Annotated in this window: 11 protein-coding genes; 4 read left to right on the top strand and 7 right to left on the bottom strand. The window is 54.8% G+C overall.

Annotated elements, in window-relative coordinates; genetic code table 11:
• The first annotated feature begins 241 nt into the window (after positions 1 to 241).
• Positions 242 to 1,369, top strand: a complete 1,128-nt coding sequence (locus HUF18_RS13700) for a response regulator (RefSeq protein ID WP_225692593.1) — start codon at positions 242 to 244, stop codon at positions 1,367 to 1,369.
• On the opposite strand, the gene HUF18_RS13695 is transcribed toward HUF18_RS13700, so the two are convergent.
• The 5 genes from HUF18_RS13695 to HUF18_RS13675 form a co-directional block, all read right to left on the bottom strand.
• Positions 1,360 to 2,400, bottom strand: coding sequence for a tRNA-queuosine alpha-mannosyltransferase domain-containing protein (locus tag HUF18_RS13695; RefSeq protein ID WP_225692592.1), 1,041 nt, complete (start codon positions 2,398 to 2,400; stop codon positions 1,360 to 1,362). The two genes, HUF18_RS13700 and HUF18_RS13695, sit on opposite strands and share 10 nt — an antisense overlap.
• Entirely contained in the window at positions 2,397 to 3,725 is a 1,329-nt protein-coding gene (locus HUF18_RS13690) for a type II toxin-antitoxin system HipA family toxin (RefSeq protein WP_225692591.1), read from the bottom strand. Before HUF18_RS13690 ends, HUF18_RS13695 begins: the two co-directional genes overlap by 4 nt.
• Positions 3,719 to 4,081 carry a helix-turn-helix transcriptional regulator gene (locus tag HUF18_RS13685; RefSeq protein WP_225692590.1) on the bottom strand — a complete coding sequence of 121 codons (363 nt, stop codon included), beginning with the start codon at positions 4,079 to 4,081 and terminating at the stop codon, positions 3,719 to 3,721. The genes HUF18_RS13690 and HUF18_RS13685 overlap by 7 nt, the downstream gene beginning before the upstream one ends.
• A 169-nt stretch (positions 4,082 to 4,250) precedes the next feature.
• Positions 4,251 to 5,594, bottom strand: coding sequence for a 30S ribosomal protein S12 methylthiotransferase RimO (rimO, locus tag HUF18_RS13680; protein ID WP_255606138.1), 1,344 nt, complete (start codon positions 5,592 to 5,594; stop codon positions 4,251 to 4,253).
• A 227-nt stretch (positions 5,595 to 5,821) separates the two neighbouring features.
• Positions 5,822 to 7,081: a dicarboxylate/amino acid:cation symporter gene (locus HUF18_RS13675; protein ID WP_225692589.1), complete on the bottom strand. Its 1,260-nt coding sequence runs from the start codon at positions 7,079 to 7,081 to the stop codon at positions 5,822 to 5,824.
• 290 nt (positions 7,082 to 7,371) lie between these two features.
• Between HUF18_RS13675 and HUF18_RS13670 the strand changes: the two genes are divergently transcribed.
• The 3 genes from HUF18_RS13670 to HUF18_RS13660 all read left to right on the top strand — a co-directional run bounded on the left by HUF18_RS13670 (position 7,372) and on the right by HUF18_RS13660 (position 12,971).
• A complete protein-coding gene (locus HUF18_RS13670; RefSeq protein ID WP_225692588.1) occupies positions 7,372 to 8,076 on the top strand; it encodes a pseudouridine synthase in 705 nt (234 codons plus the stop codon).
• 200 nt (positions 8,077 to 8,276) lie between these two features.
• On the top strand, positions 8,277 to 10,547 hold the full coding sequence (locus HUF18_RS13665; protein WP_225692587.1) for a DUF6351 family protein: 2,271 nt from the start codon (positions 8,277 to 8,279) through the stop codon (positions 10,545 to 10,547).
• 147 nt (positions 10,548 to 10,694) lie between these two features.
• A complete protein-coding gene (locus HUF18_RS13660) occupies positions 10,695 to 12,971 on the top strand; it encodes a DUF6351 family protein (RefSeq protein ID WP_225692586.1) in 2,277 nt (758 codons plus the stop codon).
• A 101-nt stretch (positions 12,972 to 13,072) separates the two neighbouring features.
• On the opposite strand, the gene HUF18_RS13655 is transcribed toward HUF18_RS13660, so the two are convergent.
• Both HUF18_RS13655 and HUF18_RS13650 read right to left on the bottom strand, forming a co-directional pair.
• On the bottom strand, positions 13,073 to 14,431 hold the full coding sequence (locus HUF18_RS13655) for a TrpB-like pyridoxal phosphate-dependent enzyme (protein WP_145468351.1): 1,359 nt from the start codon (positions 14,429 to 14,431) through the stop codon (positions 13,073 to 13,075).
• A 178-nt stretch (positions 14,432 to 14,609) separates the two neighbouring features.
• Positions 14,610 to 15,788: a YeiH family protein gene (locus HUF18_RS13650; protein ID WP_225692585.1), complete on the bottom strand. Its 1,179-nt coding sequence runs from the start codon at positions 15,786 to 15,788 to the stop codon at positions 14,610 to 14,612.
• Positions 15,789 to 15,963: the final 175 nt, after the last annotated feature.

Genomic DNA, 15,963 nt, shown 5'->3' with positions numbered 1-15,963 from the left:
CGTATTAACAGACCCGCAAATGCGCACAATCCGGAAAAACCGCAGTCGTCCGCCCCCCGCTGCCTTCTATCCCGCCATAACCTGCTGTAAAACCACGCAAATCCGCAGATGCCAGCCCCAACATTGCCCCCTCGTCTTCCGCGTCTAGACTGAGAGATAACGTCCACCCGTTAACTGCGGGCCAGAAAATAAGGCCTCCGGCCAGGGATCAGCCATACAGCCGTAGTAATGGAGAAAACGCATGACACCCCAACCACTGATTTATATCGTCGATGACGCTGCCGACAACCGCCTGCTGCTGCGCAGCCTGCTGGAAGACAAATACCGCATAAGCGAAGCTGAATCAGGGGAACAATGCCTGAGCATGCTGGAGCAGGAAGAGCCGGACCTGATCCTGCTAGATATCAACATGCCGGGAATCAGTGGCTACCATACCTGCCTGACAATCCGTAAAACGGCGCGCAGCGCGACCATTCCGGTGATATTTGTTTCTGCCAGAGACAGTGCCGAAGAGCGTCTTGCCGGTTTTGAAGCCGGCGCCGATGATTACCTGACCAAGCCCATTGACGGCACCCTGCTGCTGGAAAAGATTGAGTTTCATCTGCAGCGTTGCCTGTCACGCAAGCAGGCCATTGCGCAATCGCACGAAGCCATGAATGTAGCGATGGAAGCTATGACCAGCTCCAGTGAGCTGGGCCAGATTATCCATTTTGTAAAAGAAGTTCAGGCCATTCAGAAAGGCAGCGCCCTCGCCGTTGCCATTATGACCGTCGCAGCCCAGTTCGGCCTCAATTGCTGCGTGCTGATTGACGAAGCGGAACCGGTTCTGCTGGGTTGCACCGCAGGTTCGATGGAGGCAAAAGTTCTGATGAAATTCCGCAATGTCGACCAGCGGATTACCCATTTGGGTGTCCGCACCGTTATTCACAGCGGCATGGTGATTATTCTGATCAAGAATATGCCCCTGGACGATGAAGCCCGCTATGGCCGCCTCAAAGACCATCTGGCGGTGCTCGCCGATATTGCCAATGGCCGCGCGCAGTCCATTGCTGCGGAGTCCAATCTCAGCCAGCAGCGTACACAATTTTTACGTGACCTGATTGCCCTGGCTGAAGACAACATCCGCCTGACCAGTAATGAGATTAATGCCTATACCGAAAGCGTCACCAACACCGTCAGCGACATGGTGATTCGCCTCGAAGGCATGTTATTCAGCCTTGGTCTTGAAGAGGATCAGGAGAAAAAACTCATGAAACTGGCGAATCAGACGACCGCCAGGCTGGATGATATGGCGGGAAAAGCCAAAGATATGGATGGTAACCTGAGCAAAATTCTTGAGGCCCTGTACGACCTGCTGGCTCAGCAATGATTCAGCCATTGCCGCCAGGCATCGGCAGAACTGGTCACTGCTGCCTGTGGTAAACAACCGTCTTTGCCAGAGAATACCGCACGGATAACAGCAACCGCCGCATCAGTATCCGCGGGTGGGTAACGCAGTGCTTCAGGATATTGTTCGCGATAACACAAATCATCAGGCACCACAGGTACGGCTCCGGCACTGACCGCTTCGTGCACCGACAACCCCTGAAACTCATGGATGGCCGTACTGATAACCACTTCAGCAGCCCCCAGCCAGTATTCATAATCAGCACGGCTGACCATAGCATCAACCAGAATCTGTGCAGAAAACTCATTGCGGATATGGGTTAATGCCGCCGGTATTTTTTGCGCCCGTGCGCCCAGCAGCGCCAGTTTAAAATCAACGCCCTGAGCTTTCAGTAACTGCAGTAACTGTAAAAACGATTCAGGCTTTTTGTCATATTCCCAGCGGTGATTCCAGACAATAAGACCGGGGATTTTTTTACCGGCAGCCACGGAATTAACCGGCACCGGCAGCACGGTTGATTTTTTTCTGAGACGATCAGATAACGACGACGGTTTACAATCCGGCAGTTTTTTTAACAGTGCATCCACACCGGTTAAAAACGTCTGGCGATTAAAATCCGAATTAAATAAGCATTCGTCGGCCGCCAGCGCGCCATACAGCTGTACCATCATCGGATCAACCGAGTTGTGCTGACCTTCCCCCTGCGGATACGCGAACTGGTTTTCGTGAAAATAATAACTGACCGGTACCGCCGCCAATTGCGGAAACAAGCCCTTAATAGTGGCGATATCCACCATCGAGGTGGCCAGAATACGCTCAGGTTGCCAATCGTGCAGAAGTTCAGGCAATTCATCCAGCCAGCTCAGCGGATTTCCACGGATGCGCCAGCGATAATAACGCCCGGGTAATTCCAGCACACGCCAGTCGGCGGCCAGATTCTGTGTCAGCCATTTCGCCCAGCTGGCATGACTGTCAGAGCGATAGGCAGACAGCAGGAGAATTTTTTTACTCATAAAGTAAGCCGCAGATTCGCCGTAATTTCATTCACCAGTGACAAAGGCACACCCTGTTCTTTTGCCAGCTGCGGCCAGCGCGAAACCTTCTCAATGACCTCATCAATAACCGTATTAAGTTTTCTACGACTGAACAACGGACTGAGCTTTTCCAGTGAATAGATATCCTCACGGGTAAAGGCATCACGCTTGCCATTTAAACTCATCCAATGGCTGTTCACCCAGGGACTACCGGGTTTATAGCTGTATGCAAGGTCATAGGCCGGCGCCAGCGACCATTTCCGGTTAAGGTACAAAAACGCAGTATTTTTGGCATGATCATCATGATTGCGGGCAACGATATTGAACACCATACGGCGCAGAATCTGCTCCGCTTCAGGCGCACTCAGTTTTAACCGGCGCGCTACGGCAAACAATTCGGCGTAGGAAAAGCTGCCCGGTTTTTTGTAATCCACATGCGCCAGACCATTAAGCGTCTGCATATGTATTTTGTCGTTACCGGCGCGGTCAAATCGCTGGGTCAGAAAATGGCGGCGATCACCTTCTGCCAATAAATAACAGGGCATCATCTGAATACCACAGGCCTGGGCCATCTGCGCATAGACATATTCCATGGCACCATAACCCATAGGATCACCAAAGGTTTCTGTATTCTGATTGTGCTCACTGACACCATCAAACTTCATCAGATAATGACTGAACCCTGCCGGTACATCGGTCTGCCCGGAGCGCGCCTGAGTAAAATTCTCGTTAAAGGCCAATACCGCTTTAGGCCGTGCGCCGCCAGCACTCATACCCACCGACAACAGCGCCAGCATGGCTTCTTTATCATCAGCACCGTGCTGATCAAGTGTTACCTGAAAGTCACTGCGCTTATCGAGAATGTCCTGCGCAATTTCCACCAGCGCATGAATTTCCACCTGCTGCGAGGCATTCAGACTTTTCAGCCGTGTTGCCGGTGCAAATTCCAGTGCACCCATGCCGCGCTTACCGGTGTACTGCAGACGCTGCAATGGCGTGATGTCCTGCGGGCGCTTACCGCGACTGGCAACCCAGGCATTTAATACCGCATTACCAAAGTCGTCCGGCAGTGAGTCGGCAATTAAACCGGGTAAGCCTTTAAAGGTGGCGAAGCCGAGTTGCGGAAACCGATAGACACCCGCCGCCAGAGGCATTGTCAGAGGTGCCAGCTCGATGCCGCTGCGGATAAATTCCGGACTGTATTCGAATGCCCCTTGCCCGGTAGTGGTATCAAAGCTGACCGCTCCTACAGAATGGGTGACAGCACCTTCGGCATATTGCACCCGGATCGCCTCCATCACCATGAGCCGTCCTCCCCTGCCGGCCCCGTATCAGCAGCCTGTTGCCCCAGCCCCAAACCTGAAGCCCGCTGGCGACGCTTACCCTGCAGCTTTGCCAGCTGCAGAGGCGATAAGGTCTGCGGCGGCAGAAACTGATCCAGCTGCGACACCTGATTCAGCGCCTGCAGGAGAGCAACAAAGACTTCCAGCGATGCCTTGCCCTTTTCGGCATTGATCACGACTTTACGGCTGACACCCGCCTGCTCAGCAACCTGAGCCTGAGTCAGATCCTGATTCAGCCGTGCCAGTTTCAGCCGCTCACCCAGCTGTTCACTGAGGGCGGCAGGAGACAGATCGGAATAAGACGATACAGACGACATAAAGTTACCCAAAAGGGACTTAAAGACCAGTAATAAACATTAAGATCCCATCAGGGAACATAAAAGTCAATACATTATAAAGACCCAAAAACAGGACTTTAACAACCAAAAGACAAAATAAAGTCCCTAAAAAGGGACTTTATAAGATCATCATCTTTTCAAATAGGCATCAGGCCACCGGTGATGCCCACAGGTCGTATTCGTCGGCGTGCTCGATTTCAACTTCAACAAAATCGCCCGGCTGGCAATCGAAGAAATCGTTCAGATACACCATGCCGTCAATGTTCGGCGCATCGGCGGCAGAACGGGCAACCGCGCCCTCTTCATCCACTTCGTCGATAATCACCGTCATGCGGCTGCCGATTTTACGCTGCAGCTTACGCGCACTGATCGCCTGCTGCGCCTGCATAAAGCGGTCAAAACGCTCCTGCTGGATCTCTTCCGGCACATGATCCGGCAGATCGTTGGCTTTCGCACCTTCCACCGGGCTGTATTTAAAGCAGCCAACGCGATCCAGTTCCGCTTCTTCCAGCCAATCGAGCAACATCTGGAAGTCTTCTTCGGTTTCACCGGGGAAACCGACCACAAAGGTGGAGCGGATCACCAGATCCGGTACCTGGGCGCGCCATTTATGAATACGCTCCAGCGTGTTCTCGGCATGGGCCGGACGCTTCATCAGCTTCAGAATGCGCGGACTGGCATGCTGGAACGGGATATCCAGATACGGCAGGATTTTGCCTTCGGCCATCAAAGGCATGATGTCGTCCACGCTCGGGTACGGGTACACATAGTGCAGACGCACCCAGGCACCCAGTTCACCCAGCTCTTTGCACAGGTCGTAGAGCTTGGTTTTAACCGGCTTACCATCCCAGAAACCGGTACGGTATTTCAGATCCACACCATAAGCCGAGGTGTCCTGCGAAATCACCAGCAGTTCACGGGTGCCTGCGGCGACCAGACGCTTGGCTTCGTCCAGTACATCACCGATCGGACGGCTGACATGCTTGCCGCGCATATCCGGAATAATGCAGAAGGTACAGCTGTGGTTGCAGCCTTCGGAAATCTTCAGGTAAGAGTAATGGCGCGGCGTCAGCTTCACACCCTGTGGCGGCACCAGATCAATATACGGGTTATGTTCCTGCGCCACCGGCGGCACCCACTCGTGCACGGCGGTCATCACTTCTTCATAGGCTTGCGGGCCGGTGACGGCCAGAATGCCAGGGTTCAGCTCTTTGATGGTCTCGGCATCTTTGCCCTTACCCATACAGCCGGTCACGATCACCTTACCGTTTTCGGTCATGGCCTCGCGAATAGCATCCAGTGACTCCTGCTTGGCAGCATCGATAAAACCACAAGTATTCACCACCACCACGTCGGCGTTGTCGTAGCTGTTCACCACGTCATAGCCGTCCATTTTCAGCTGGGTCAGGATCTTTTCAGAATCCACCAGCGCTTTGGGACAGCCAAGAGATACAAACCCAACCTTGCCGGAAGACAATTTGCCATCGGACATAACACAAACCTCACGGAATAAGGCCGCTGCTCTCGTTTATTACTTCGCTGTTTTATTGCGGCGCGGGCAGCGTACCGGAAACAGAATTGGCGCGGATTGTACAGAAGTCGGCAGACAGAGTCATTGCAGAGACTACGCTCAAACCTGCCTATTTGTCTGACCCTGCCGCCCCTGGCCAACAAGAGCCAACCAGATTTCAGTCACGTTCCAATCCCCATTAATCCCTGTCATCCCAAGCGCTCATTCACCACAACCGAAGCGACCAGATCACCTTCGACATTCACGGCTGTACGCACAGTGTCGAGGATTCGGTCAATCGGCAGCAGAATAGCGATGGCTTCGGCCGGTAATCCCACCGATTGCAATACCATCACCATGGTCACCATGCCGGCACTGGGAATACCCGGCGCCCCCATAGAGGCAACCATTGCTGTCAGCATGACAATAATCTGCTGCCCGACCGATAAATCCACCCCCGCCAGATAAGCAATAAACAGCGCCGCCGAGGCTTCATACAGCGCTGTACCATCCATATTCATGGTTGCACCGACCGGCAGTACGAAACCGGCAACATCATTACGTACGTGCAGCTGCTCTTCGGCACACTTCAGGCTGACCGGCAGCGTCGCGGCACTGGAACTGGTGGCAAATGCTGTAACCAGCGCCTGGCGGGTTCCGCGCCACAGCCACAGCGGCGATTTGCGCGTAAACACATACAGCAGGCCAGGCAGCACCACGACACCATGAATCAGTGTGATGGCAAAAATCAGCAGGATAAACTCCCCCATGGTACGCAACAGCGCCATATCCTGAGTGGCCATCAGTTTGGTCAGCAAAGCAAACACACCCAGCGGGGCGAGGTACATAACCCACTGAATAATGAGCATCAGCAGCTCCAGTAACTCCTGCAGCACACCCAGCACCTGCTGTTTGCGTTCACCCGCTTTAACCATCGCCGCACCGAGAAACAGAGCAAACACCACCACGGGTAAAATTTTGCCATTGGCCATCGCCTGCAGCGGATTCAAAAACAAACTGTGCAGAAACTGAGCAAGAAATTCGGGACCACTGAGCTGAGTGACTTTGACGCTGGCCATACTCTCAGCAAACATATCCAGCTGCAGTCCATCCCCCGGTCTGACCCAACCGGTGGCGATCAGTGCCAGAATCATTGCCAGCAGCATCGACAGCACAAAGAAACCAAAGGTATAGCGCCATACCCGGCTGGCCTGACGATGAGCCTGCAGATGCGCCACACCGGTTACGATGGAAGTAAAGATCAGCGGAATCAGCACCATTTTCAGCAGATCGATAAACACGCCACCGGCCAGACCGGCAACGTACAGAATCTGTTCGCGGGTCTGTGGCGCAGCATTCTGGCCATTCAGCCAGTAACCGAGCAGCAACCCGGCCATGGCGGCGATCAGGATCTGAGTATTGATGCCCGGCCAATAGCTGCGTTTTTTCCACTTATCTTGCTCTGTCACACCCTGCCCCCTTTGCTGTTCGCGACTTTCTGTTCTGCGCGTATCGTTTTTAATTATTGTTTAATTTTCGTGCGGTTCTTTTTTGAATCTATCCAACGGCCTGCCGGCTGGCGCTATTAAAGCATGCTTATCTCTGTTGCAAAGCGCTGCCGGCGAACTCACGGCCGGAATACTTTGTCTCACTGATGCCGTCCGTTAACTCTGCAGTAAAACCCGGAACAGACCGGCAGGACAGACGCATTCTCTGCGGCGTGATAAAATGCGGCCACATTCTTTTTCTGCAGTTCATCATGCGTCTCGATAAATTCCTTGCCGACACCACCGACCTGACCCGCTCGCTTGCCACCAAAGCCGTTAAATCCGGTCGTGTACTGGTCAATGGCGTCAAACCCAAAAGCGCATCCGCCAAAGTGACTGACAGCGATGAAATTACCCTCGACGGTGAACGCTTAATTCTGCAAACTGGCCACCGCTATATTCTGCTGCACAAGCCAGCCGGCTATGTCTGTGCCAACCGCGGCAGCGCCCATCCGCTGGTGTTTGATTTACTCAAAGGCATCACCAACCGGCTGGATATGCACACCGTTGGCCGTCTCGATCTGGATACCACCGGCCTGCTGCTGATCACCGACGATGGTCAGTGGTCGCACCATTTAACCTCACCGCGCCACCACCAGCCGAAAGTGTACCGTGCCTGGCTGGCCGAAGACCTGTGTGCCGACGCCGAGCAACGCTGTGAGCGCGGCATTCTGCTCGACGACGACCCGGTGCCGACCAAACCGGCCCAACTGCAACGCATCAGCGACCGTGAAGTACTGCTGACCATCCATGAAGGCCGTTACCATCAGGTTCGGCGCATGTTTGCCGCCATGGGTAACCATGTAGAACGCCTGCACCGAGAACAGGTGGGTGAGTTTGTCCTTGATCCTGACCTGCCGGTGGGCGAGTTCCGCGACCTGACCGAGGCTGAAATTGCCCTGCTCGCTGGTGGCTGAACAGCAACATTCAGACCTCCTGCCGCCATCTTTTTTTGTAACCATCCGAAGCCCGCGCCGGGCGCTGCCTGCAGCCTGATTGACTCTGGCTCTGGCGGCCCGGCCAGCACTGAACGATGCTCCAAAACGACAACCAAAACTACAAAATGTAACTCAGCTCCTGCTACCAGCTTCTAGACTGGAAGTATAAGGAGCACGCCATGCCCAAACTGAACCGCGCCAAAATAAACATAATGCTGCTGGTGATTGTTCTGTTGCTGACCGGCAGCGCCGGCATTGCTTATCACTATTACCTGCAACTGCGTCACGAAGCCGGACTGGACTCCGATTTTCCACAAGTCGTTGGCTTACCACCCGGCAGCCGGCTGGCAAATATGCCGCCTTATAACGGTCCGCATCCGGCCCTGAGCGAGCGACCAGCCGAAACCTTTCCGTTTCCGATCGAGTTCGGAGCCACCGGTCCCGATGAGCCATTATTTGCCGGGCCGAATCAGTACCCCTTTTTATGTCAGACCGAAGAATCCCATCTGGGCCAGCCGCTGATCGACAACACCCGTGGCTGGGGCATTCCGGTGTACGCCGAAACACTGGCAGGCCAGCGCTCGCAGTATGTAATCGGCTACAGCAAAGACTGCTCGCTGCCCACCCGGGTGCATTACCTGTATTACCGCAACCAGCAGGAAAGCTTCCCAAGGCGCGTCGATGACAACATTGACCCGGTTCCCGACGATCATCAGCTACTGGTCCGTGCCGAAAGCGGCACCATCAACCGTTTTATGTACGTTCTGCTGCTGCCCACCAGCCGCGCCGACCAGCTCACCAAACCCGACCTGTCACGCTGGAACGGCAAGCTGATTTATTACTTCCGCGGCGGCATCAGCATTGGTTTCCAGCAGGGCAAGCTCAGCCTGCAGCGCCTGACCCGCGATATGCGCAAAGCACTGGAACAGGGCTATGCCGTTGCCTTTTCCACCGCCAATGAAACCGACAACACCTACAACATCCGCCTGCAGGAAGACACCGCACTGCGGGTAAAACGCCAGTTTGTCGCACGTTATGGTGAACCGGCTTTTACCATCGGTATCGGTGGCTCCGGCGGTGGGCTGCAGCAGAATCTGTTTGCCCAGAATCAGCCCGGTATTATCGACGGCGGCGTTGCCCTGATTGCCTACCCGGATATGGTCACCCAGATTCACTACACCCTCGACTGCGAATTGCTCGAATACTATTTCGATCATCTGGCCAGCGACCGGGATTTCTGGCGCAACCCGGCACATCGCCAGGCCATACTGGGGTTAAGCGTCAGTAACGGGCGCCAGCCGCGCCTCAGCTGGCTCACCGATATTGCCCAGTTGCTGCGGCTGGAATGGCCAGACCCAACGCCACCGGCATCGGAATGTAACAGCGGCTGGCGCGGTTCGGTGCCTCTGGTGAACAACCCGCATTTTCACAGCGATTACCACCGTTTTGCCCGTGCGGTGCGGGAACGCACCTACTGGACCCACTGGCAGGACAACCGTGACATCTATGGCACCGATAAAGACGGCCGTGCACCTTCGCCCTGGAGTAACGACGGCGTGCAATATGGTCTGCAGGCGCTGAAAAACGACACCATCAGCATGGCGCAATTTCTGGAACTGAACCGCCGCGTCGGCTCGTGGCAGCCAGCAGAAGACATGACAGAAGAGCGCTACTGGCACGTCAGCGGTGATTCGCGGCTGTATCGCTTCACCCCCTACGGTGAGCACAATATGACCCATCACGGTGTTAACAGCGCCTCCCCGGAACAGCCTGCACCACGCTTTAACGGCAGTACCGCCGCCGCAACAGCGGCTTATCAGTCGGGTAATGTGTTTATGGGTAAGCTGAACATTCCGGTAATGGATGTGCGCATGTACCTCGACCATGAACTGAATATCCACCATACCTGGGCGGCCTTATCGACCCGTCAGCGGTTACTGAATGCCGGCACGGATATCCGCCTGCAGCCGATCTGGATTTCGCACAAACCCTATAACCCGATGTGGGATGCCATTGCCGTGATGGATCAGTGGCTGACCCGCGCGGCCCTCAACAACGGTGACCTGATCAGTGCAAGGCCACCGGCAGCCACCGACCGCTGCCTAAGCAGTGAAGGCGATGTGATCTATGAAGGAGAACAAGCCTGGGATGGTCGCTGGAACCACCAGCCTGACGGCAACTGCACCCGGCTGATGCCTTTCAACCAGAGCAGCCGGCAGATTGCCGGGGAATCCATTGCCGGCAATACCTTTCAGTGTGCGTTGATTCCGGTTGAGCAGGCGATCGTTGAAGGCTTTTACGGCGATATCGATGCCTCCCCGTACCGCCAGCAACTGCAGACCATTTTCCCCAACGGCGTTTGTGATTACCGTCAGCCGGACCAGGCACTGCCTGCAGAGCTGGCACGGGAGCTGAAAACAGCGCCAGGTCAGCCAATAGCGGATCAATAAAAAAGGTGTACCGGCTGAAAAATTTGCATTCGCGTGACAGCCCCTTATTCTCCATTCAGTACTTTCTTCCGAAGCGCACTGGCGAAAGCTGCTCTACGCAAGCAACCCAGGCGCGCTGTCAGGATAACGTTTTATAAGGATATAACGATGCGCACGTCGCTTATTGCCCGCCCGACTCAAACTGTTTCCCTAACGCCAAAACGGCGCCAGCAACAGGCTTTCGCCCTGCCACGCTTCCTGAAAATCCTGCTGATTCTGGGGGTTCTTATCACACTGCTGGTAACCGCCGGCTGGTACTGGGCGGTCGGTTATGTCAGCGACAAGCTGGATCTGAATCCGGCCGAACCACCAGTGCTGAGCACGCCTCCGGGAACCAAAGTGGCCAACTGGCCGGCCTATCACGGTGCTCATCCGAAAGATCTGATCCGCCCGGCAGAAAGCTTTCCTTTTCCCATCAACTGGGGGAAAACCGGTCCGGCCGAAGCCTTGTTTGCCGGTCCTAAACAATACCCTTTTATGTGCCAGACACTGGATTCTGAGCTGGGCCAGCCACTGATTGATAATCAGCTCGGTTATGGCACCGCTGTCAGTGATGACAGCGGCAATGTTGTGGGTTACAGCCAGGATTGCGGACTGCCGACCAGACTGCACTATCTTGGTTACCGTGACGGCCAGTTTTTCCGCAGCGACGAACAACTCCCCCCGGCCGCCGATAACGAAGAGCTATTAATCAGGGCCGAAAGCGGCACCATCAACCGCTTTATTTATGTGCTGCTGATGCCCACCAGCCATAACGACCAGCGCGACCAGCCGGATTTATCACGCTGGAACGGCAAGGCCATTTATCATTTCAAAGGCGCTATTGGCATTGGTTTTCAGCAGGGTCAGGCGCGCTTTAAACGTCTGTTAAAAGATATGCGCCCGGCACTGGAGCAAGGCTATGCGGTGCTCTATTCCACCGGCACAGAAACCGACAACCACTACAATATCTGGCTGCAGGAAGACACCGCCTCGCGGGTTAAACAGCAATTTATTGCCCGCTTTGGCGAGCCTCAATACACCATTGGCATGGGCGACTCCGGTGGCGGCCTGCAGCAATATTTAATCAGCCAGAATCACCCGCAGGTGGATAACGAACAGGGCAAACAGCAACGCATTATCGACGGCGGCGTGGCGATTATTCCCTACCCGGATATGGTGACGCAGATTACCTACGGCCTCGATTGCGAGCTGCTGGAATATTATTTTGACCATTTATCCGCCGACCGTACTTTCTGGCAAAAAGCCGAACGCCGCAGCTTGATTGAAGGTCTGGCCTACAACACCGGATTCAAACCGCGGCTGGATATTCTTGCCGATATTGCCAGCTGGTTACGGCTGGAAAAACCACCGGCTCATCAGGGTGCTACCGAATGCAGCTACAGTTGGCGCGGTTCTGCCCAGCTGGTGAACAACCCGAGGTTTAACAGCCATTACCCGCGTTACAGTGAACAGGTAAACCGCGAAAATTTCTGGACCCACTGGCAGGATAACCGCGATTTTTATGGCACAGACCGCTCTGGCCGCGCCGAAGTACCGGCCAGCAATGTCGGTGTGCAATACGGTTTAAATGCCTGGAAAAAAGGCGATATCAGCGCCGCACAATTTCTTGATCTGAATACCAAAGTCGGCAGCTGGAAGGCGCAAAAAGATATGCAGCCGGAACATTACTGGCTGATCAGTGGCGATGATTCCCTGCGCAAATACAGCCCGTATGTTGAACAGAATATGAGCCATAACGGCCATGCAGAAAAACCGGCAACCCGCATTCCCGGCAGCCTGGCCGCCGCCAAAGGTGCGTATCAGTCGGGCAATGTGTTTCTCGGCAAGCTGGATATTCCGCTGATTGATGTGCGCCCGTATAAAGATCCGGTTCTGGATATCCATCACAGCTGGGCAGCCCTTTCCAGCCGTGCAAGAATTCTGGATTTTAATCAGGGCCAAAACCCCAACCAGAGTATCTGGATCAGCGGTGCACAATACGATGCACGCTGGGATGCCTTTGAAGCCATGGTGCGCTGGCTGGATAGCCGTGCTGCAGGAGAAGTGCAGGAAAATGAGATGCCTGAGTTTGCCAGCGACCGCTGTCTGGATGATAACGGCAACCTCATAGCCAGCGGAGACGGCGTCTGGGACGGAACCTGGAACGGCAAAAACGAAGGTGTATGTACACAGCAGTATCCGTTCTTTCAGAGCAGCCGTCAGGTCGCCGGTGATAACAGCACAGCCAGCGTGTTGTTCTGCCACCGGGTCAGCGTGGAGGAAGCCATCGAATCCGGAATTTATGCGCCGCTGGATGCCCGCCCCTACAGGGCGCAACTGGAAACCATATTCCCTGAAGGTGTGTGTGATTACCGCAAAGGCGATATGGCTAAAAGCTGGTAACAGCGCTTAAGTGCTCATAAAAAAACGCCGCGCCTGATAGTCAGACGCGGCGTTTTTTATGTGCTGTTTTTATCTGCCGTTTTTAAAACCGATCAGAAAAATTAAGCTTTAACCTTCGGCAAACGCGCCAGCGCAGCATCGATTTCTGACTGCGGGTATTCGTAGTCTTCCAGCTGCTGCGTGAAGTACTTGTCGTACGACACCATATCGAAGTGGCCATGACCTGACAGGTTAAAGAACAGGGTTTTGGCTTCACCGGATTCTTTGCAGCGCAGGGCTTCATCGATACAGGCACGGATGGCATGGTTGGATTCCGGTGCCGGAATAATGCCTTCAGCGCGGGCAAACTGCACACCGGCTTCGAAGGTCGCGATCTGCGGAACAGATACGGCTTCAATCAGCTTCTCATGGTACATCTGGGATACCAGCGCCGAGGCACCGTGGTAACGCAGACCACCGGCATGGATGCCCGGCGGCATAAAGTCATGGCCCAGGGTGTACTGCAATGTCATTGGGGTATGACCGGCGGTATCACCGAAATCGTAGGCGTAATGCCCCTTGGTCAGACTCGGGCAAGAGCTTGGTTCAACCGCCACCAGACGCACTTTCTTACCGCCAGCCGCTTCGTCAGCGTAGAACGGGAAGGCCACACCACCGAAGTTAGAACCACCGCCACAAGGCGCGAAGATCATATCCGGGTAATCGCCAACCATTTCAAACTGCTTCTTCGCTTCCAGACCAATTACGGTCTGATGCAGCAACACGTGGTTCAGTACCGAACCCAGTGAGTATTTGGTGTCGGCGCGGCTTGCTGCTTCTTCTACCGCTTCGGAAATCGCGATACCCAGTGAGCCCTGGTTATCCGGATCGGCGGCCAGAATACGACGACCGGTTTCGGTCAGGTTGGTCGGGCTGGCCAGCACTTCACCACCCCAGGTCTGCATCATCGAACGGCGGAACGGCTTCTGGTTGTAGCTCACCTTCACCATATAAATGCGCACATCAATGCCGAACATCTGGCCGGCCAGTGACAGCGACGAGCCCCACTGACCCGCACCGGTTTCGGTGGTCAGACGGTTAATACCGGCAACCTTGTTGTAGTACGCCTGCGGAATCGCTGAGTTCAGCTTGTGCGAACCGGCGGCACTCACACCTTCGTACTTGTAGTAAATCTTGCACGGTGTTCCCAGCGCTTCTTCCAGACGATGGGCGCGGAACATCGGCGTCGGCCGCCACTGCTGGTAGATCTCACGCACAGGTTCCGGAATTTCGATCCAGCGCTGGGCGGATACTTCCTGCTCGATGATGTTGTCGGCAAAGATAGCTGACATAGCTGATGGGTCCATCGGCATACCGTCCGGGCCCATCGGTGGTGCCGGAGGGTTTTTCAGATCGGCGACCACGTTGTACCAGTGCTTCGGAATCTCGGTTTCCGGCAACAGAATTTTGGTTTGTTTCATTATTCTTGTCTCTGGATGTATATCTCTGGGCCTGCGCTCATTGCATGAGTGCGGCCGGTTAGCGATGAACAAGGTTTTTGTCAGAAGCGCACAGGCGCGGGGAAAAACCACAACCTAACAAAAAACTCAGCAAAACGCGGACTCTAGCGGATTACCGCTCCGGCCTCAATGACGCAGCTCAGGCCAGAACGAAAAGAGTATTCAGCCAGCCGCCACCAAGCAATAACAGTAACCAGAGTAAGAAGCCCAAGAATAATGGCCGGATTCCCGCAGCAACCATGCCCTGCCAACGGGTATTCAGCCCAAGCGCCACCATCGCCAGCATCAGACACCAGGCCGAGGTGCTTGCCGCCAGCTCCGTCAGCCAGAGCGGTAACGGCAGTATGCTGTGGGCAATAATCACTGCGATAAAGCCCAGCACGAACCCTGGCACCGGCAAACGTTTGGGGGCGTCCGTGGCCTGCGGCTGAAGGTTCTTATCCATATCCGTGTCCGCCACAGGCCGGCGCAATAACCACTGTCCGAGCAGCAATAACGTCGGCGCCAGCAGCGCCACCCGCAACAGCTTCACAATCAGGGCGTTCTGCTGGGTTGCGCTATCGAGAGCATCGGTCGCCGCCACCGCCTGAGCGACTTCATGCACGGTGCTGCCGATGTACAAACCGGCAGTATTGCTGTCGAAACCGAACCACTGACACAACAACGGATACAACAACACACTTAACGTGCCGAATAACGCGACCAGTGCGACCGCAATCGCCAGATGCTGTTCTGGGTCATGCTCACCGGCATCCGCTTGTGTTCGCCTACCCAGCAGCGGAGCTGTAGCCATAATGGCCGCCGCACCACAGACCGCACTGCCAATCGCAATCAGAATGCTCAGGCGCAGCGGCAGTTTCAGCCAGCGCTGCCCCAGCCAGATCCCCGTAATAAGAACGCTGGCAATGGTCAGCACATCCACCAGTAATGCCTGCCAGCCAACACCCCACAACTGTTCCAGCGTCAGCTGAAAACCGAACAGCACAATGCCAGCCTTCAGCAGTGTTTGCTGGCAAAAGCGACGCAGAACCTGACCTCCGGTATCGGCAGCGTCAGCATTTCCCATAGGGTTATGGCCATAAATCCAGCGTGGTGCCAACGCACTGGCCAACACCATCCCCAACAGAATACTCAGCGGTAGGCTGCCAATCCCCATTGCCTGTAACCGGGGTAAACCAGCCAGCCATTGGCAAGCAGCCGCCAACAGCACCATCACTGCCAATGTGCGCAAGGCGCTGCGCCAGACCGTCGCCCGCTTCTCTGGTCTGCTGTCTTGCTGCTCAGCAAAATAGCCCGGCATCATCTTATTCTCCCACATGCTTATTTCGTATTCGCATAAGCTTATGCATTTACTTCTTTTCTGAGAAACTGATAAAACCGCAATAACTATCCTGATTTACCGAACAAAACACAGAGGTGCACATTCGTTGTATCACCCAGCCTTGAAAAGCTGCAGCTGCCCCCCACATTTGCACCATAAGCCGAACAGTTAA

The sequence above is a fragment of the Thalassolituus sp. ST750PaO-4 genome (genome assembly GCF_020320405.1).
Taxonomy (GTDB): Bacteria; Pseudomonadota; Gammaproteobacteria; order Pseudomonadales; family Oceanobacteraceae; genus Venatoribacter; species Venatoribacter alkanivorans.
Note: the sequence above shows the minus strand (reverse complement) of the source record. Positions and strands in the feature narration are given on the sequence as shown.

Coding starts and splice junctions, on each gene's coding strand:
- HUF18_RS13700 (WP_225692593.1), top strand. CDS start 242: ATGACACCCCAACCACTGATTTATATCGTCGATGACGCTGCCGACAAC.
- HUF18_RS13695 (WP_225692592.1), bottom strand. CDS start 2,400: ATGAGTAAAAAAATTCTCCTGCTGTCTGCCTATCGCTCTGACAGTCAT.
- HUF18_RS13690 (WP_225692591.1), bottom strand. CDS start 3,725: ATGGTGATGGAGGCGATCCGGGTGCAATATGCCGAAGGTGCTGTCACC.
- HUF18_RS13685 (WP_225692590.1), bottom strand. CDS start 4,081: ATGTCGTCTGTATCGTCTTATTCCGATCTGTCTCCTGCCGCCCTCAGT.
- rimO (WP_255606138.1), bottom strand. CDS start 5,594: ATGTCCGATGGCAAATTGTCTTCCGGCAAGGTTGGGTTTGTATCTCTT.
- HUF18_RS13670 (WP_225692588.1), top strand. CDS start 7,372: ATGCGTCTCGATAAATTCCTTGCCGACACCACCGACCTGACCCGCTCG.
- HUF18_RS13665 (WP_225692587.1), top strand. CDS start 8,277: ATGCCCAAACTGAACCGCGCCAAAATAAACATAATGCTGCTGGTGATT.
- HUF18_RS13660 (WP_225692586.1), top strand. CDS start 10,695: ATGCGCACGTCGCTTATTGCCCGCCCGACTCAAACTGTTTCCCTAACG.
- HUF18_RS13655 (WP_145468351.1), bottom strand. CDS start 14,431: ATGAAACAAACCAAAATTCTGTTGCCGGAAACCGAGATTCCGAAGCAC.
- HUF18_RS13650 (WP_225692585.1), bottom strand. CDS start 15,788: ATGTGGGAGAATAAGATGATGCCGGGCTATTTTGCTGAGCAGCAAGAC.